General features: G+C 65.2%; 16 protein-coding genes and 1 tRNA gene. 10 read left to right on the plus strand and 7 right to left on the minus strand.

Translation table 11 applies throughout. From position 1 onward, the window contains the following. From mfd to C3E79_RS03850, 3 genes are all read left to right on the plus strand, one after another. A complete protein-coding gene (mfd, locus tag C3E79_RS03835) occupies positions 1–3,576 on the plus strand; it encodes a transcription-repair coupling factor (protein ID WP_108403720.1) in 3,576 nt (1,191 codons plus the stop codon). Positions 3,577–3,589: 13 nt separating this feature from the next. Continuing rightward, positions 3,590–3,663 (plus strand) — tRNA-Leu (locus C3E79_RS03840). A gap of 1,251 nt (positions 3,664–4,914) precedes the next feature. Then, positions 4,915–6,384, plus strand: a complete 1,470-nt coding sequence (locus C3E79_RS03850) for an HNH endonuclease signature motif containing protein (protein WP_235840637.1) — start codon at positions 4,915–4,917, stop codon at positions 6,382–6,384. On the opposite strand, the gene crtI is transcribed toward C3E79_RS03850, so the two are convergent. Together crtI and C3E79_RS11585 are read right to left on the minus strand one after the other, a co-directional pair. After that, on the minus strand, positions 6,356–7,864 hold the full coding sequence (gene crtI, locus C3E79_RS03855) for a phytoene desaturase family protein (RefSeq protein WP_235840636.1): 1,509 nt from the start codon (positions 7,862–7,864) through the stop codon (positions 6,356–6,358). The two genes, C3E79_RS03850 and crtI, sit on opposite strands and share 29 nt — an antisense overlap. Further along, positions 7,857–8,702, minus strand: a complete 846-nt coding sequence (locus C3E79_RS11585; RefSeq protein ID WP_235840635.1) for a phytoene/squalene synthase family protein — start codon at positions 8,700–8,702, stop codon at positions 7,857–7,859. Before C3E79_RS11585 ends, crtI begins: the two co-directional genes overlap by 8 nt. Positions 8,703–8,892: 190 nt before the next feature. Here C3E79_RS11585 and C3E79_RS03860 point away from each other — a divergent pair, with 190 nt between their 5' ends. Beyond that, positions 8,893–9,675, plus strand: a complete 783-nt coding sequence (locus C3E79_RS03860) for a Bax inhibitor-1/YccA family protein (protein WP_108403726.1) — start codon at positions 8,893–8,895, stop codon at positions 9,673–9,675. Positions 9,676–9,734: 59 nt separating this feature from the next. Here the strand turns inward: C3E79_RS03860 and C3E79_RS03865 are convergent, their stop codons facing one another. The 3 genes from C3E79_RS03865 to C3E79_RS03875 form a co-directional block, all read right to left on the minus strand. Next, the gene (locus tag C3E79_RS03865; RefSeq protein ID WP_108403727.1) at positions 9,735–10,238 is read right to left on the minus strand and encodes a hypothetical protein; all 504 of its coding nucleotides are present in this window, start codon (positions 10,236–10,238) and stop codon (positions 9,735–9,737) included. A 16-nt stretch (positions 10,239–10,254) separates the two neighbouring features. Continuing rightward, positions 10,255–10,779 carry a transcription elongation factor GreA gene (gene greA, locus C3E79_RS03870; protein WP_108403729.1) on the minus strand — a complete coding sequence of 175 codons (525 nt, stop codon included), beginning with the start codon at positions 10,777–10,779 and terminating at the stop codon, positions 10,255–10,257. Between the two features lie 64 nt (positions 10,780–10,843). Next, the gene (locus C3E79_RS03875; protein WP_235840634.1) at positions 10,844–11,272 is read right to left on the minus strand and encodes a DUF4307 domain-containing protein; all 429 of its coding nucleotides are present in this window, start codon (positions 11,270–11,272) and stop codon (positions 10,844–10,846) included. Between the two features lie 109 nt (positions 11,273–11,381). Between C3E79_RS03875 and mca the strand changes: the two genes are divergently transcribed. From mca to C3E79_RS03890, 3 genes are read left to right on the plus strand one after another with little or no spacing between them, the layout of a single operon-like run. Next, positions 11,382–12,248 (plus strand): mycothiol conjugate amidase Mca, encoded by an 867-nt coding sequence (mca, locus tag C3E79_RS03880; protein ID WP_108403730.1) that lies wholly within the window; start codon positions 11,382–11,384, stop codon positions 12,246–12,248. 20 nt (positions 12,249–12,268) lie between these two features. Beyond that, positions 12,269–12,532 carry a hypothetical protein gene (locus C3E79_RS03885; protein WP_108405036.1) on the plus strand — a complete coding sequence of 88 codons (264 nt, stop codon included), beginning with the start codon at positions 12,269–12,271 and terminating at the stop codon, positions 12,530–12,532. A 30-nt stretch (positions 12,533–12,562) separates the two neighbouring features. Beyond that, positions 12,563–13,333: an isoprenyl transferase gene (locus C3E79_RS03890; RefSeq protein WP_108403731.1), complete on the plus strand. Its 771-nt coding sequence runs from the start codon at positions 12,563–12,565 to the stop codon at positions 13,331–13,333. 15 nt (positions 13,334–13,348) lie between these two features. On the opposite strand, the gene coaA is transcribed toward C3E79_RS03890, so the two are convergent. Next, a complete protein-coding gene (gene coaA / locus C3E79_RS03895) occupies positions 13,349–14,272 on the minus strand; it encodes a type I pantothenate kinase (protein ID WP_108403732.1) in 924 nt (307 codons plus the stop codon). Positions 14,273–14,341: 69 nt separating this feature from the next. On the opposite strand from coaA, the gene glyA reads away from it, so the two are divergent. From glyA to C3E79_RS03910, 3 genes are all read left to right on the plus strand, one after another. After that, positions 14,342–15,634, plus strand: a complete 1,293-nt coding sequence (gene glyA / locus C3E79_RS03900) for a serine hydroxymethyltransferase (RefSeq protein WP_108403734.1) — start codon at positions 14,342–14,344, stop codon at positions 15,632–15,634. An 82-nt stretch (positions 15,635–15,716) separates the two neighbouring features. Beyond that, complete coding sequence (locus tag C3E79_RS03905; RefSeq protein WP_108403735.1) at positions 15,717–16,271, plus strand: LGFP repeat-containing protein; 555 nt, start codon at positions 15,717–15,719, stop codon at positions 16,269–16,271. A gap of 48 nt (positions 16,272–16,319) precedes the next feature. Then, entirely contained in the window at positions 16,320–16,859 is a 540-nt protein-coding gene (locus C3E79_RS03910) for a GNAT family N-acetyltransferase (protein ID WP_108403736.1), read from the plus strand. A gap of 6 nt (positions 16,860–16,865) precedes the next feature. Here C3E79_RS03910 and C3E79_RS03915 read toward each other — a convergent pair whose 3' ends face one another. Beyond that, the gene (locus C3E79_RS03915) at positions 16,866–18,254 is read right to left on the minus strand and encodes an MDR family MFS transporter (RefSeq protein WP_108405037.1); all 1,389 of its coding nucleotides are present in this window, start codon (positions 18,252–18,254) and stop codon (positions 16,866–16,868) included. Positions 18,255–18,256 lie beyond the last annotated feature (2 nt).

The raw sequence follows: 18,256 nt of genomic DNA on the forward strand, positions 1-18,256 counted from the left end.
ATGTCCAATACCGCACCTGCCCTAGGTGGCGTGCTCGCGCGCGCCTTGACGGATCCCAAGCTTCAGGGGCTGATGAACAACGTCGGCCAGTCTCGCCTCCACATCACCGGGATTGACCAGGTGCGCAGCTGGGCCACCGCGGCGCTCTCGCGGGAGGCCCCGGTGTTGCTCGTCACCGCGACGGGGCACGAGGCGGAAGATCTCAGCGCGGAGCTCGCCGCGCTCATTGGGCCTGCAAACGTGGCTTACTTCCCGGCGCTTGAGACGCTGCCGCACGAGCGGCTTTCCCCGGCGGCGGATGTGGTGGGCGCTCGCGCGAAGGTGCTCCACGAGCTCCCGCGCGTGATCGTCACCGCGGCGCGCGGCGCGTGCCAGCCGGTCTTGCCGGCGGTGGAGCCCATTACGATTAGCACCGCACAGGAGTACGACTTCACGGAGCTGGTGCGCCGGATCAACGGGTTCGCCTACGACCACGTCGATATGGTGGCCAAGCGCGGGGAGTTTGCCACGCGCGGCGGGCTGATCGATGTCTTCCCCACCACGGGGGAGCACCCCGTGCGCATCGAGTTTTGGGGCGACGAGGTCACGGACATCCGCACCTTTTCCGTCGCCGACCAGCGCACGATCGATCCCGTCTCGCGCACTGAGCTCTACCCCGCGCGCCAGCTGCTTATCGACGACTCAGTCGCCGCCAAGGCCCGACAGCTCGCGGAGGATCACCCTGGTAACCCGACGCTCGTGCAGCTTTTGACGCGGATTTCCGAACATCACCACGCCGACGGCATGGAGGCGCTCATCCCGGTGCTCACCGACGCGCCCTATAAGGCCCTGCCCGAGCTGCTACCGGAGGGCTCCATCGTCGTGGTGACGTCGCCTGAGAAGGTCCGGGCCCGCATCGCGGACCTGGAGGCTACTGACCGCGAGTTCCTCGAGGCGGGCTGGGAGGCCGCGGCGATGGGGGCGCAGGGCCCGGTCGCGGTCGAGGGCCTCGACGTCTCGGCGTCGTCGTATCGCTCGTTCGAATCCCTCGAGGCTTCCGCGCGCAAGGCGGGGAACTCCTGGTGGACTTTCGCGGCGCCGGGGATGTTTAGCGCCGACGATGCCGAAACGCTGCCCTTGGAGTTTTCCTCCGCCCCGGCGCCGAAGGGTGATCCACGCGCGATTGAGCAGCTCTTTGCCACCTTGAAGCTCCACGTGCAGTCCAATGGCGGTACTGCCGCCTTTATCGCCCCGGCCAAGGGCACGGTGGAGCGCTTCGCGGAGAGGCTGCGCGAGCACGGGATCTCCGCGCGCATCGCCACGCCGGGCCTCGAGCCTGTCGACGGCAAAGTCACCGTCTACCAGGGTCTCTCTCACGCAGGCGTGGTCTTTCCCGGGCCGAACATGGTGGTAGTCACGGAGACGGACCTGACCGGTAACCGCGTCGGCGATATCGCCGGTGCCAAGCGCCGGGCGCGCAAGCGCCGAAACCGCGTCGACCCGCTGGCGCTGAAGCCGGGGGATTTCGTGGTGCACGACACCCACGGCATCGGGAAGTTCGTGAAGATGGCCGAGCGCACCATCAAGGCAGGAGACGGAGATTCCCGCCGGGAATACATCGTGCTCGAATACCAGCCGGCGAAGCGGGGGCAGCCCAACGACCAGCTCTGGGTGCCCATGGAGTCCCTCGATTTGTTGTCGAAGTACTCGGGCGGTGAGCAGCCGTCGTTAAGCAAAATGGGCGGCTCGGATTGGAAGGCCACCAAGCGGAAGGCGCGCGCGGCCGTGCGCGAGATCGCTGGCGAGCTCGTGGAGCTCTACGCCAAGCGCCAGGCCGCGCCGGGCCACGCGTTCGCCCCGGATACGCCCTGGCAGCAGGAGATGGAGGAGCGCTTCCCGTTCGTCGAGACGGAGGACCAGATGACGGCCATCGAGGCGGTGAAAGAGGATATGGAAAAGCCGACGCCGATGGATCGTGTCATCGTCGGCGACGTCGGGTTCGGCAAGACCGAGGTTGCCGTGCGCGCGGCGTTCAAGGCCGTCCAGGACGGCACGCAGGTTGCGGTACTCGTGCCGACGACGCTGCTTGCGCAGCAGCATTTCTCGACGTTTAGCGAGCGCATGGCGGGCTTCGGCGTGAACATCCGTGAGCTCTCCCGCTTCACTTCGGCGGCGGACTCCAAGGAGATCATCGCCGGGCTTGCGGACGGCTCCGTCGACGTGGTCATCGGCACCCACCGCCTGCTCGCCACCGGCGTGCAGTGGAAGAACCTGGGGCTTATCATCGTCGACGAGGAGCAGCGCTTCGGCGTCGAGCACAAGGAGCACATCAAGGCGCTCAAATCGCACGTCGACGTGCTCACGATGACGGCGACCCCGATCCCGCGCACCCTCGAGATGTCGCTCACCGGCATCCGCGAGATGACCTCGATCACGACCCCGCCCGAGGACCGCCACCCGGTGCTCACCTACGTCGGCCCCCAGGAAGACAAGCAGATCGCCGCCGCGATCAGGCGCGAACTGCTGCGCGACGGCCAGGTCTTCTACATCCATAACAAGGTGGCCGACATCGAAAAGGCGGCGCGCCGCGTGCGGGATCTCGTCCCGGAGGCGCGCGTCGTCGTCGCGCACGGGCAGATGTCCGAGCAGGTCCTCGAGCAGACCGTCCAGGGTTTTTGGAACCGCGAGTACGACGTCCTCGTGTGCACCACGATCGTGGAGACGGGCCTGGATATCGCCAACGCGAACACCTTGATTGTGGAGAACGCGCAGAACATGGGCCTGTCCCAGCTCCACCAGCTGCGCGGCCGCGTCGGGCGCTCGCGAGACCGCGCCTACGCCTATTTCTTGTACCCGAAGGACAAGACGCTGACCGAGACCTCCTACGACAGGCTCGCGACCATCGCGCAGAACAACGAGCTCGGCTCCGGCATCGCGGTGGCGCAGAAGGACCTGGAGATGCGTGGGGCGGGCAACGTGCTCGGCGCGGAGCAGTCCGGCCACATCGCCGGCGTCGGCTTCGACATGTACGTTCGGCTCGTGGGCGAGGCCGTCGAGACGTTCAAGGCGATGATGTCCGGTGAGCCCGTTGACGCGACCGATTCCACGCCCAAGGAGATCCGCGTTGACCTGCCTGTTGACGCCCACATCCCCGAGACCTACGTCAACTCGGAGCGCCTGCGCCTGGAGATCTACCGCAAGCTCGCGCAGGCGCGTGACGACGCCTCCTTGGACGCCGTCGCCGAGGAAATGGCCGATCGCTTTGGGCCGCTGCCGGACGAGGTGACCCGCCTCATGCAGGTCGCGCGCCTGCGCCACCAGGCGCGCAGCGTCGGGATCAGCGACATCCTCGTCCAAGGCACCCGGATCAAGTTCCAGCCCGTCGATCTGCCCGATTCCAAGCAGGTACGCCTCAAGCGCCTCTACCCAGGGGCGAACTACCGCGCCGCGGCGAAGGTGCTCCAGGTACCGCTACCAAGGGTGGCCCAAGGCATCAACCAGCCGACACTGCGCGACACCGAGTTGGTGCAGTGGGTCTCGGACTTCCTGGCAGAGATGTTCGGGGCCGAAGCCAAGGTTTTCTCGCTGAGCGAGTAAAGTATCGGGGCACGCCCCTATAGCCCAATCGGCAGAGGCAGCGGACTTAAAATCCGCGCAGTGTGGGTTCGAGTCCCACTGGGGGCACGCTTAGAAGCATCGGCGACGGGGCGTGCCCAGCCGCCGGTGAGGAAGCCGTAGCCGACACCTTCGCTGGCCGCGACGTCGCGCACGATGTCGGTGAGCTGCCTCGCGATCGACGCCCTATCGACCTGGGAGACCGCCTGCGGGCACGGTGTTGGAGCGCCCAGGGACGTCGGCAAGCAGGCTGGGGCGACGGGTGAGATGACCCACGGGTTACCGCCGAAAGTGATGGTCACGAGGCGAGCATCGGGGGTCACGGCGTCGCGTTGCGGCGGGACAACGACGGTGCCGAGGCGGGATTCGCTCCAATAGGCTCCCGGGACAGCCCCTCCGCAGGAAGCGTTGTCGAGGCGGAGGCCGAGGTGCTGAGCGAGGACCTCGGGGTAGCTGTCGTCACTACGCGAGCAGAGGACCCTGCGCGGGTCGGGGGCAGGGATGGAGGAGATGGATCCGGTTGCGGCATAGCTCTCGCCCAGGGCCACGTAGCGGTCCCCCGGAGCAGGCGATGGCGAGGGCCGGTACGGCGGCTGCGAGGGTTTTCATGCCGCTAACCTTAGTGTTGCCTGTGCGTTTGGGAAATGCACCCACATTTCCTCGACGGTATAGATCGCCCCCGTTGTGGGGCGTGGAAGCCCTAGTGGGGAGTGCAGTTTCGGAGGGGAAGTGCCATGTTGTCGAATCGGTAGTGATGCGTAAGCGCTTGACGACGTACTCTCGCCACGGGCCGGTCGATCTTGGTGAGCTGCGCGGTTTTTATGTCAATCTCGGGGCCGTTAATCCGCGCGGTGAGTCGAAAACGAGCACGATGTATTCGTTATCTGGGCTTTCGTTGTTGGGTGACGCCCGCCCGTCTAAGACCTCCGCGGTACTCCTGTTCACAACAGTGCCATCGTAGAAATTGTCCTCGGCGGGTTGGGACGTAGCCGAGCGGATGGCAACTTTGGATTGCCTCTCGGTCATCGAGGGCGGTTGAGTAGGCGTCGAAAAGACTTGCGCGGTCTGCGTGCAAGCAGGCAGCGTGGCGACGCACAGAACAGCGGAGGGGAAGCGCAGCTTCATCAGTACTCCCTGCAATATGCAGGTCATTCACTTCCCTCATTCAGGCGATAGGCGGCCTTGGCGATGCTAGCCACCTGTTCGTGAAATTCGCTGGACTATTGGAACGAAAGAGCTATATAGAGCGTAAAAAAGGTGCGCAAAGCCATTGACATAGAAAACCTGTTCGCGTACCATGGCGTGTGAAAAGGGGGGATGATGGAAAAAGACCAGGTCAAACGATACTTCCGTACGCAGCGTCCGGGCGATGCACGTGCGGAGCTGGCGCAACGCAAGCGGGACATTGACTTCGAGCTCTACTCGCCGTGGGCCGATCCGACGTACATCGTCGACGACTTCGAGCTTGAGGTAACGGGGATCCAGGAGGCAACGGGGGAGTCCAAGGCGACGGTGGAGAAGGCGATCTTCGCCTACCGGCGCCTGGCGGATCTGCCCTGGCTGCGGGCGATTCAAGAGTCGACTCGGCTGCTCGATGTCAAACGCCTCGTCGCCATCGACAACGTCGTGGCCGAACTTGGCCCGGAATTATCCGCCGAGGTGCTCGGGACGATCGACGAGTACCTCGCCGCGATGTTCACGCCCAAGAAGGCGGATCAGCCACTGGTTGCGCCGCGGGCGTTGACCCGACGCCTGCACCGGTTCATCGCGAAGTTGGATGAGCGGGTCGGTTTTAACCAGCGCAAGCGCGACGAGCGCGACAAACCCGCGGGGAAATTCACGCTCTATGAGTTTTCCGGAGCCAAGCGCTCGGGTCTGACGGTCGAATGCGATAACGCCACCAGTGCCTTGATGGCGGAATACCGCCGCCAGGTTGCGCGTGAACACAAACTCACCGAGGCGGAGGCTGCACAGCTCATCCTTACAGGAGGAGTGCACGGTCAGCCCCGCGTGACCATTTTTGGCTACGCCCCGGTGACTCCCAGTGGCGAGGTTGTGCCGGGGGCGTCGGTGTTCTTCCCGGGCCACGGGTGGACCGATGCGGCGGGCACGGCGGCCCTCGACGAGCTTACTGAGGGCAACCCGCCGCGCGTGGTCAACCTCGATGCCGTCGCTGCCCACGCCATCGACGGCTACGTTCCCTCCGCGAACATGAGGGCGTATGCGGTCGCTAGAGACGGAGTGTGCCTGTGGCCGGGATGCCAGAGACCGGCGGAGAAGTGCCAGCTCGATCACCGCGTCCCGTACGATGAGGGCGGCGCGACGACGCCGAGCAATCTCTACTCACTCTGCGCCACGCACCACAATCTGAAGACCGACCGGCGCGCATACTACGTTCCGGACCCGGTCACGGGCGACGTGGTGTGGCTATTCGGAGACGGCACGTACGCGCTCGCCGAGCCGGAGGGGTTCATTGGCGAGCAACTCAACCAGCGTAACCCGAGGTGGAACATCAACCTCGACGCGAGGCGCAGGGAAAGGGATAGGGTGACAACGTTTTACGCTCGGGGGCACAAGATCCTCGACGAGTTCGACGCCACCGGGAACCGCGCCGCCTGCGAGAGCGCATTGGACGCGCTCGAGGCTGAGTTTAAAATGCGCTTCCCCTTTGAGATACCACCCGAGATGTATTACGAGCACCCCTGGAATCCCGAGGAAGGAGGCGAGCCCCTCGCAGACTACGAGGCGAGAATCGCGAGACTTATCGCGAGCGACCCATTCGGGCGATGACGTTCTCCGCGCTGATCAGGCACATTGGCACACCCACGCCGGGTAGCGTCGTCGCGCCCGCGTAATAGAGGTTGCTCAGCTTCTTCGATGCGTTGCGCCCGCGCAGGAAAGCCGATCCGCGCAGCGTGTGTGCTGGGCCGAGGGCACCACCCGACCACGCGTTGTAGCGACTCGCGAAGTCGGTGGGGCCGAGCGTACGCGCAACGGTAATGTGGTCTCGGAAGTTCTCGATCCCGCACCAGGACCCGATGCGGTCGATGGCGGCGTCGCCAAGCGAGGCGACGGCCGGGGACGCGACGTCCTCGTACAGGTCGCCGTGCCCGAAACCCTCCGCCGCGGCGACGGGGATGAGGACGAAAAGGTTCTCGCAACCCGCGGGCGCGGTGGAGGGATCCGTTGCTGATGGCTTGGACACGTAGATCGACCGCGATGCCCCGTCGCGGCTGTCAAACACAGCATCGAAATCCGGCTCCCAGTCCCGGCTGAAAAGCAAATTATGGTGTGCAAGCTGGGGCAGCTTCTTGTCGGTTCCCAGCATGACGAGCACGGCGCCGATCCCGGGGTCGCGCGCCGCGAACCAGAGGTCGCTGAAGGTGCGCTTGGATGGAGGCAGAAGCCGAGTCTCGGTGAAGTGCAGGTCTGCCGTGGACACAACGGCGTCAGCAAGCAGCCAGGTCCCATCCGTCAGGCGCACGCCTGTGGCGCTTGAGCCGGAATAGGTAATCGCCTCGACATCCGCGTTTAGGCGGATCTCGGCGCCATTCTCGCAGGCCAGGGAGGCGAGCGCCGAGACGACGGCGGAGAAGCCGCGGCGCGGGTAGCGCACGCCCTCCACGAGGTCGGTATGGCTCATGAGGTGGTAGAGCGAGGGCGTTCGTGCGGGGTGCGAGGAGAGGAAAACTGCCGGGTAAGTCAAAATCTGGCGCAGCCGCCGATCGCGAAATTTCTTCTCGACGACCCCCTCAAGCCCTTCTGTCAACAACCGCGCCAATTTGAGGTAGCGGCCGCGCAGGGAGCGCGAGAAAAACGGACGGGGAGAGTCGAAGGTGGTGTATAGGAAGTGCTCGACGGCCAGGTGGTAGGCCTCGGCCGCAGAGTCGAGATAGGCAGAGAGGGTGGGGCCTGCGCCGGGCTCGATGGCGTCGAAAAGAGCGATGGCGCGGTCGCGGCCCGAGTAGACATCGAGAGGCTCTTCATCCTCCGGGAAGATTCGGTAGGCCGGGGCGAGATCGACAAGGTCGAGCACGTCGGACGCGCGCAGGCCGAAGATCCCGAAGAAGTGGTCGAACGCCTCCGGCATGAGATACCACGACGGCCCTGTGTCGAAGCGGTAGCCGTCGATGGTTTCCTCTCCCGCCCGGCCGCCGACCTCGCCCAGGCGCTCGATGACGGTGACGCGAAACCCCTCGCGCCCGAGCAGCGCTGCGGTGGCGAGACCGGCGACCCCGGCGCCGATGACGATCGCGGTGCGCTCAGCCACGGTGCCTCCCCAGTGCCCTGGCGGCGAGGTAGAGCTTGCGGTGGTTTGACACGGAGATGCGTGCAGATGCCAACGCAGCTGCAGGGGTGGCGTCGATAAGGTTAGTGAGCTCGGTGAAGATGGCGTGCGCCGCGGCAACACCGGCGCGGCAGGAGCGCGGTAGTAGAGCGATGGCGCGCTCGGCGCGCGCGAGCTCGGAACGGATCTCGGCGACGAGCCCCGCCTTGGCATGGTCGTCAAGTTCGCGACCAATAAGCCGGGGAAAGTAGGTGCGGCCGAGCTCGTTGTGATCCTCGCCTAAGTCGCGCAGGAAATTGACCTTTTGGAAGGCCGATCCGAGTGCGCGTGCCCCGGAATCGAGCTCGCGGCGCACGTCGGCATCGACTGGGGCATCGGCGAGGAACGCATTGACGCACATGAGACCGATGACCTCGGCTGAACCATACACGTAGGACTCGAACTCTGCCGGGGCATAGGACCTCTGTGTCAGGTCGCGGCGCATCGAGGCGAAAAACGCCTCGAGGTGGGAGTCGTCGAAGCGGCAGCGGCGAGCGCTGTTCGCGAAAGCATGGAGGACCGGATCGGTGTGGAAACGCGTCGCCGATGCGCGGCGGACGCTGGCCTCGTAGGTATCGAGAAGCGCAGCTTTCTCGCTCCCTCCCGCACCGTCGACGATCTCGTCGGCGATGCGGGCCATGGCGTAGAGGTTGCGCACGTCCCGCCGTACCGCGGGGCCGAGCAGGCGCGTGGCCAGCGAGAAGCTGGTGGAATACTCAGCGATGACCTGAGCGGCGACGCGGTCGCACGCGCGGTCGTAGTGCGATAGGGCGGCATTCACACCTCTAAAGAGTAAACGTGACACACCCTGTGCGCGCCAAGGGGGCGCGTCGCTGCGCATCCAGGGACGAAGGCGGAGGCGCTGAGTATGCAGCATGTCGGCAATGTTCGTGGGAACTATCCGCCTGAATAGTTCGTTATAGCTCTATGAGTACGTACCAATCCCTCACCATGAAAGGAAAACGGGGATAGTGAGAAGCAACAACCCTGTCTTGTCCCAGCTCCCGCAGGCGGGAAGCGAGGCGGGCTACGGGTACCAGCAGAACTACCAGCCAAGCACCCGCCGCCCGATGACTGTTGATGATGTCGTGACCAAGACCGGCATCACCCTCGCGGTTATCGTCGCGTGCGCGGTGGCCAACACGGCGATCGCTCTGACCGGTAACCCCGGCCTGACCTCGATTCTGACCTTCGTCGGCGCCATCGGTGGTTTTATCACCGTCTTGGTCCACAGCTTTGGCAAGAACTTCGGTTCCCGCACCGTGACCCTGATCTATGCGGTCTTCGAGGGCCTCTTCGTCGGCGGATTCTCCGTCGTCATGTCGGGCTGGGTGATCGGGAACGCGAACGCGGGCGCGATGATTGCCCAGGCAATCCTCGGCACCCTCGGCGTGTTCCTCGGCATGCTCTACGTCTACAAGACCGGCGCGGTGAAGGTCACCCCGCGGTTTAACCGCATCCTCACCGGGGCAATCTTCGGCGTGGCCATCATGGCTTTGGGTAACCTTGTGCTGTTCCTTTTCACGGGCATGAACCCGCTGCGCGACGGTGGCCCGCTCGCCATCATCTTCGGCATCGTGTGCATCATCTTGGCCGCGCTGTCCTTCCTGCAGGATTTCGACCTCGCGGACAAGCTCGTGCGCACCGGCGCACCGTCCGAGATGGCCTGGGGCGTCGCTCTCGGCCTCGCGGTAACACTCGTGTGGCTCTACACCGAGATCCTGCACCTGCTCTCGCAGGCGCAACGCGACTAGCACAGGCGACAAAAATCCCGCCCAGACGCCACCGGGCGGGATTTTTCAGTTTTCGGGGGCTAGTACTGGGTACCCGGGTTGACCGAGACGCCAGCGACGCTCACCGTCGTGTACTGGAGGCCGCCGTTGACTTCCTGCGGGCTGCCGAGCACGATCTCGGTGTTCTCAACCCGGCGGTCCGGGTCAACTGTGACGCGCGTGCCGGTGCCGGTGGCGATGGTGGAGCTCCACTCGTCCCAGGTGATGTCCTCAATAAAGTCGTTCTGGTCCTGGCACGACAGGGTGATGCGCTTTGGCTCGGAACCCGCCGGCTTGCCGCAGTCGATGAAGACGGGGGTGCCGGAAGCCTCGATCGGTGCTGCGGCTTCGGCGACGTTGGAGCGCGGTGCTGATTCCGCGCTGGCCTGCGCAGCGCCCGCCAGGGAGCGCGGGTCTTGCGTGGTGGCGGTGTCAACCTTCTCCGCGGAGTCGACCTGGTGAGGCGGGGAGCACGCCGCTAGCCCGAGCGCGGCGAGCGCGAAGAATCCGGCGGCGATGGCTTTGGAGGTGTGCTTGCTATTCACAGTCTGTGATCCTTCTCTACGAGCGCGAGCGTGGGGTTGCGGCCTTATCCGAATCATACGGCTCCGCGGTGACGACGGTGACCGAAATCTCGCGGCCGTTCGGCGCGAGGTAGGTGCGCGTCTCGCCCTCGGAGGCACCGACAACGGCGGCACCGAGCGGGGAGCTCTCGGAGTAGGTCTCCAGGTCCTTGTTGTCGGTTGAGGCGGCGCGGGTGCCGATGAGGAAGGTTTCCTTGTCGCTCTCGTCACCGTTGTAGTAGACGTGGACGACGGACCCGACCTGGGCGACGCCCTCGACGATGCCGGCGCGCTCGGTCGTGGTGTTGGCCAGGATCTCCGAGATCTGCTTGATCCGGGCCTCCTCCTGGTCCTGCTGCTCGCGCGCCGCGTCGTAGCCGGCGTTTTCCTTCAGGTCGCCCTCTTCGCGGCGTTCGTTGATCTCCGCGGCGATGACCGGGCGGTTGTCGATGAGGGCCTGCAGCTCGTTTTCGAGCTTCGCCTTCATCTCCGGGGTGATGTACTGCTTCTGGGCTTCAGCCATGCGGGATGCACCTTCCGTCACTGGGGATTACATGGAATACTCGCCGGCGAATTCTATCACGCAGCTAGGGGGTGACATCCATGTAGAAGGGGATATCGGTTGAGCACCCATAGACCCGGCCGGAAACCGCGGGGGCGCGCACGGGGAGCTCGATGCCGACGTGGGTGAGCTTCTCGCCCCCCGCGGGTACGATCACTTCACGACGCCCCACCTCAGCGAAGTCGTAATCCACCGCGGTGACGATGCAATACGATGGCACCGAGGGGTCTTTGCGGGTGATGTCGATCCAAAGCTTCGTGGAGGCGTCGTCAATCGCTTCTTGCGTGACAAAGTTGGCCGACACCGGCACCTGCAGGCGCTGAAGCAATCGAGTAGCGCCCGCGACGATGACGAGCAGCACCATGAGCGTTGCGGCGATGGCGAACACCTTGCCCCCCGGCCCGGAAGCGGGGTTGGCAGAGTAGCGTGCGCGCGGGGGTGCGGGGGGAGTCACGTCGAGATGGTCCTTAGAGTAAGCGGGTGTTCGCGTCGATGCTACGTCGATGGTACTAAGATGGGGGGCCGTTCATGAAGTCATCACCACACACGGCTGGAGAAGCGGTATGCGCCTACTAGCAGTTCACGCTCACCCGGACGACGAGTCTTCGAAGGGAGCGGCGACCCTGGCGCGCTACGCGGATCAAGGGCACCGCGTCAAGGTGGTCACCTGCACCGACGGTCAGCGCGGCGACATCTTGAACCCGGCGATGGATCGCCCCGGCGTGCTAGAGAACATGACCACGGTGCGCCGAGAAGAGATGGCCCGCGCGGCCGCCGCGCTCGGCGTCGAGCACGAGTGGATGGGCTACGTCGATTCCGGGTTGCCCGAGGGCGACCCGCTCCCGCCCCTGCCCGAGGGGTGCTTCGCGCTCGTCGATACGCTGGAAGCCACGCGGTCTCTCGTCCGCGTCATCAGGGAGTTTCGGCCGCACGTCATCATCACCTACGACGAAAACGGCGGGTACCCCCACCCCGACCACCTCAAGGTGCACGAGATCTCCATGCGCGCGTGGGAGCTCGCGGGAGACGCGGGGTTTGCGCCCGAGGAGGGTGAGCCCTGGACGCCGCTGAAACTCTATTACACCCACGGGTTCATCCTGCAGCGCATGCAGCTGCTGCACGACCGCCTCCTTGACCAAGGCAAGCCGAGTCCGTACGGGTACATGATCAAGCGCTGGGCGGAAAACGAGGCCGACGTGATGTCGCGGGTGACCACCCGCATCGAGTGCGCGGACTACTTCGAACACCGCGCCGCCGCGCTGACGGCGCACGCGACCCAGATCGATCCGGCCGGCGCGTTTTTAGCCAGCCCGATCGAGGACCAGCGGGAGGTGTGGCCGACGGAGGAGTTCGAGCTCGCCCGCACCCGCGTGACCACCCACCTACCGGAAGATGATCTGTTCGCGGGCATAGAGGAGGATGCACAGTGACGACGGCGACGCACGCGGCGATGTGGGTGGTTGCCCAGGCACCGCCGGAGACCCCGGTCGGCCCGGAGTTCGGCAAAGCCTCGCCGGTCGGGCTTTTCATTCTCGTCGTGCTGGGGGTGGTCATCCTCGGGATCGGCTACGCCTTCCACCGCCGCCTCTCGCGGTTCAACCGGCGCCGCCTCTTCGCCGAGCAGCACGGCATCGACCCTTTCGACCGCGAGGCGATCGACGCGGCGATGGAAGAGGCAGGCCTGCGCGACCTCAGTCGTACGTCGTACCTATAGGGGTGCGCAGGGGGCTGTAGAGTGGAGCCCGTGACTGCGCTGGTGAAATTCCTCTACCCCTTCTACGAGGCGAGGCTGAAGCGTGAGCTGCGCGGAAAGAAGGGGCCGCGACACATCGCGGTGATGGCCGACGGTAACCGCCGCTGGGCCCGCGAGTCCGGGTACGTCGACGTCTCCCACGGGCACCGCGCGGGCGCGGCGAAGATCGGCGAGCTGGTGCGCTGGGCCGCGGAGATGGAGATCGAGGTGGTCACCATCTACCTGCTCTCGACGGAAAACCTCAAGCGCACGACCGAAGAGGTTGAGCTGCTTTTCAATATCATCTCCGGCGTTATCGAAGACCTCGCGGCCGACGACCATTCCTGCCGCGTTAGGCTCGTCGGGCACTTAGAGCTCCTGCCCGCGGAGGTGGCCGCGGGCATGCAGCGCTCCGCGCAGGCTACGACGGACAAGGTGGGGCTGACCGTCAACATTGCCGTGGGCTACGGCGGGCGCCAGGAGATCGTCGACGCGGTGCGGACGCTGGTGGCCGAGGAAGCGGACGCGGGAAGGTCGGCGGAGGAGATTGTTCAGGCCGTCACAGCGGATTCGATCGAGGCGCACCTCTACACATCTGGCCAGCCGGACCCGGACCTGGTGATTCGGACCTCGGGGGAGCAGCGCTTAAGCGGGTTCTTGCTCTGGCAGGCGGCCTACTCGGAGATCTGGTTTACCGATACATACTGGCCAGCGTTTCGGAAGATCGATTTCCTGCGCGCCCTGCGCGACTATTCGAAACGCTCAAGACGCTTCGGCAAGTAAGGCACACCTAAGGCCCTAGAGCTTGCGCATTCGCACCCGCTCTACGCTGTGGTCGGCGCCCTTGCGGAGCACGAGGGAGGCGCGCACGCGGGTGGGCAGGATGTTCTCCACGAGGTTGGGCAGGTTGATCGATTGCCAGATTTCCCGCGCCTCGCGGGCGGCCTGGGCGTCGGAAAGCTGCGCGAAGCGCGCGAAGTGGGCGCCGGGCTCGCGAAACGCGGTCTCGCGCAGCTCGAGGAAGCGATCGATGTACCACTTTTCGATGTGTTCGGTCTTTGCGTCGACGTAGATGGAGAAATCGATAAGGTCGGAGACCATCAGCGTCGGGCCCGTCTGTAACACGTTGAGTCCCTCGAGGATGACGATGTCCGGGCGGTCGACGACCTGTTTCTCCCCCGGTATGATGTCGTAGAACTTGTGGGAATACACCGGCGCGGCTACCTCGCTCGCGCCCGACTTGACGTCGGTGATAAACCTCATGAACTCGCGCCGGTCGTAGGACTCTGGGAACCCCTTGCGCTCGAGCAGGCCGCGCTCCCGCAACACCGCGGTGGGGTAGAGGAACCCATCTGTGGTCACGAGGTCGACCCGGGGGTGGGTCTTGCCCCTTTGCAGCAGGGCCTGGAGCACGCGGGCGGTGGTGGATTTGCCCACAGCAACCGAGCCTGCGATGCCGATGATGTACGGCACCCGCATGGATTCCCCCAGGAAGGTTGCGGTGGCCGCGCCGAGCCGTTGAGCAGCCGCGACGCGTAGGTGGATGAGGCGGGCGACAGGCAGGTAGATATCCGCAACCTCGGCCAGATCGATGTTCTCCCCAATGCCGGCGAGCTTGTTGAGCTCGACCGCGGTGAGCAGCTGGGGCATGGAGGCGCGCAGCTGACGCCAGTCGCCGCGGTTGAAATCGACGTAGGGGCTGGAATCTACAGCGCGAGACATGGCCCCATTGTGTCATCTCGGGCATATACTGGCTAAAAACTATCCCCCACTAAAGAAGGACCCGGAAAGATGAACGAGGATTTCCGCTACCAGGATCTCGCCTCTTTGGACCCCGAAGTCCACGAGGCCATCGTGAGCGAGCTCGGCCGCCAGCGCAACACGCTGGAGATGATCGCTTCTGAAAACTTCGTCCCCCGCGCGGTGCTCCAGGCCCAGGGATCGGTGCTGACAAACAAGTACGCCGAGGGCTACCCGGGCCGCCGTTACTACGGCGGCTGCGAGTACGTTGACGTCATCGAGGACCTCGCCCGCGAGCGCGCGAAGGAGGTCTTCGGCGCGAAGTACGCCAACGTGCAGCCGCACTCGGGCGCCCAGGCCAACGCCGCCGTCCTCATGGCGCTGGCTGAGCCGGGGGAGACGATCCTCGGCCTCGACCTCGCGCACGGCGGTCACCTCACCCACGGCATGAAGATCAACTTCTCCGGCCGCCTCTACAACGTCGCGGCCTACCAGGTGGAGAAGGATACCCACCTCATCGACATGGACAAGCTGCGCGAGCAGGCGCGCGAGGTCAAGCCGAAGGTCATCATCGCGGGGTGGTCGGCCTACCCGCGGCAGCAGGACTTCGCGGAGTTCCGCTCGATTGCGGACGAAGTTGGCGCCTACCTGTGGGTGGACATGGCCCACTTCGCCGGCCTGGTTGCTGCCGGCCTGCACCCCAACCCGGTGCCGCACGCCCACGTGGTCTCCTCCACCGTGCACAAGACGATCGGCGGGCCCCGGTCCGGCTTCATCCTCACCAACGACCTCGACCTGCACAAGAAGCTCAACTCCACGGTCTTCCCCGGCCAGCAGGGAGGGCCGCTCATGCACGTCATCGCCGCGAAGGCTACCGCCTTTAAGATCGCGGGCCTGCCCGAGTACAAGGACCGCCAGCAGCGCACCATTGACGGCGCGAAGATCCTCGCCGAGCGCCTCACGCGTGACGACGCCAAGGGGGCCGGCGTCGACGTCGTCTCCGGCGGCACCGATGTCCACCTCGTCCTCGTGGACCTGCGGAACTCGACGATGGATGGCCAGCAGGCGGAGGATCTGCTGCACGAGGTGGGCATCACGGTCAACCGCAACGCGGTGCCTTTCGACCCGCGCCCGCCGAAGGTGACCTCCGGCCTGCGCATCGGCACCTCCGCGCTTGCCACCCGCGGGTTCGGCGATGCGGACTTCGCGGAGGTTGCGGAGGTGATCGCGCGCACGCTCATCGATGGCGAGGGCGCCGACCGCGAGGCCCTTCACGCCCGCGTCGATGCGCTGGCGGAGAAGTACCCGCTCTACCCGGGCCTGGAGGACTGGAAGCTGCTGTAAGCGGGGCGAGGCGGCGCGGGAATCTGATTTATCTGTATTATGGAATAAGTAATCAAAATTCCCTAGATGAAAGGTTTTCACAATGAATACCCAGCGCACGATCGCCGCCGCAGTCGCAGCAGCCATGCTCGCTACCGGGCTGGCCGCCTGCTCCTCCGCCGAGCAGGGCGGGGCCGGAGAGAAGACCACTGTCGAGGAGACGGCAACCGAGACCAACACGGTGAAGGAGTCCGCACCCGCCGAGGCCAAGGGCGAGACGGTTCCGGTTACCACCGCCGATGGCCAGCAGGCCATGGTCCCCGCGGGGCTCGCCGAGGCCATGAAGACCTACGCCGAGCAGCCCGCGTGGGGCGAGCCGTTGAAGGTCGAGGAGAAGGAAGGTGGCTGGATCGCCTCTTACGACAACGGCCACTACGTCACCTGGAACGAGAACACCGGCGGCGCACCCACCTGGGGCGAGATCGCTAACAACTGGCTGACCACCGTCGAGCCGGAGCAAAACCTCGGCTTCCCGGTCGCCCCGGAGAAGAAGATCGAGAACGGTTCCGGCTGGGTTCAGGAGTTTGAAAACGGCACCATCGAGTGGGCCCGCGGCGGCTCGAACGGCGAGTTCCAGGCAAACGTCAACGTCAAGTAGCCTCGCCGCGGATTGCGTCCCCGCCGGATTCGTTAGACAATATGGGCCATGTCTCATTCAACCCACGACGGATTTAACCTCCGTCCGATCCGCCCGGCCGACTACCCGCAGGTCCGCGACATTTACGAGATGGGGCTGGGATCGGGGCACGCAACCTACGAAACCGCTGGTCCGAGCTGGGAAGAGTTCCGGGCCCGCAAAATCATGGAGACGGTGTTCGTGGCTACCCCAGCCGAGGATGACGAGCGCATCCTCGGCTGGGTTTCCGCCGCTAAGGCGTCCTCGCGCAGCGTCTTCCACGGGGTCGTGGAAGACTCCATCTACACCCACCCCGACGCCCAGGGGCGCGGTATCTCAGGAGCCCTGCTCGACAGGCTCATCGAGACGTGTATCGCGCTTGATAAGTGGTCCATCCACTCGTGGATCTTCCCCGAGAACGAGGGCTCGGCGCAGCTGCACCTCTCCCGCGGGTTTGAAAAGGTGGGCACGTTCCACCACATGGCCCAGATGTCCTACGGGGAGATGGAGGGGCAGTGGCGCGACACCGACATCTACGAGCTTCTCCTGCCCAAGCCGGGCGAGAAGTAGCCCGGCCTAGCTAATCGTCTCTTTAAGCGGGTCTTCGCGGACCCAGGCGAGCAGCACGAGCGCGCCTAGCGTCAGCGGCGCCATGAGCGCGAACACCGGGGTGAGCGCGTCGTTATAGCCCGTGGCCACCGCCGCTTTGAGCTCCGGCGGGAGCCCGGCGACGGCGCCCGGGGTCAGCGTGCTTATCGACGCCCCTGCGAGCTTTTCCCCGAGATTATGAATAAACAGGGAGCCTACGAGCGAGGCCCCGAGCGCGGAGCCGAGCTGGCGGAAGAAGTTGTTCGCCGCGGTGGCGGTGCCCACGACGCTTACCGGGAACGAGTTTTGGACAATCAACATGAGGACCTGCATAACGAGCCCGATGCCCACACCGAAGCAGAAGAGGCAGGCCGCGAGGAACGCAAGGCGCGAGGAGGCCTCTAGCCTCGAGAGGGCAACGAGGGACAGGGTGATCATCCCCATCCCGGCAATGGGGTAGGCCTTATACCGCCCGGTGCGAGAGATAACGAAGCCCACCGAGACGCCGACGAGCAGCATCCCGGCGACCATGCTCACGAGCACCAGGCCGGCCTGGGTAGGGGTGAGGCCGTGCACCATCTGGAGGTAGGTGGGCACATAACCGATCACCCCCGTCATAGAAAACCCGAGGATTACCCCTGCCACGGTGGTCAGCGCCATGTTCCGGTTGGCAAAGAGGTTCATCGGCACAAGCGGCTGCGCCGCTCGCATCTCGACCGCGACGAAGAGGGTAGTAAAGACGACGGCGGCGCAGATGAGGACAATGTCCTTCCACGTCGTGGCCGCGATGATGCCCCCGGTGGCCAGCACCATGAACACCGCGCCTAAGACATCGAAATTCACCGGGCCGTCCGAGCGCCCGCGCAGACGCAGGACCGCCGCGGACACCGCGATGGCGGCCAGCCCGAACGGGACGTTGATCCACAGCGCCCAGCGCCAGCCGGGGCCCTCGGTAAACCAGCCGCCTAGGACCGGTCCGAGCACGGAGGAGACGCCGAAGACCACGCCCATGGCACCCATGTACTTCCCGCGCTGGCGGGCGGGGATGATCTCGGCGATGATCGCCTGAGAGTTGACCATCATCCCGCCGGCCCCGAGGCCCTGGATCCCGCGGGCGAGGATCAACAGGCCCATCGAGTCCGCGAGGCCCCCGAAGATAGATCCAGCGACGAACAGGCCGATGGAGCCGAGGTAGAGCCAGGTGCGCCCGAGGGCGTCGCCAAGCTTGCCGTTGAGCGGCATGGCAATGGTCATCGTCAGCATGAACATCGCGATGACCCAGCTCATGTGCTCGACCCCGCCGAGCTCGCCGACGATGGTGGGCAGCGCGGTGACAAAGATCATCTGCCCGAGCGAGCTCATGAGCATGGTGAGCATGA

The organism is Corynebacterium liangguodongii (assembly GCF_003070865.1).
Taxonomy (GTDB): domain Bacteria; phylum Actinomycetota; class Actinomycetes; order Mycobacteriales; family Mycobacteriaceae; genus Corynebacterium; species Corynebacterium liangguodongii.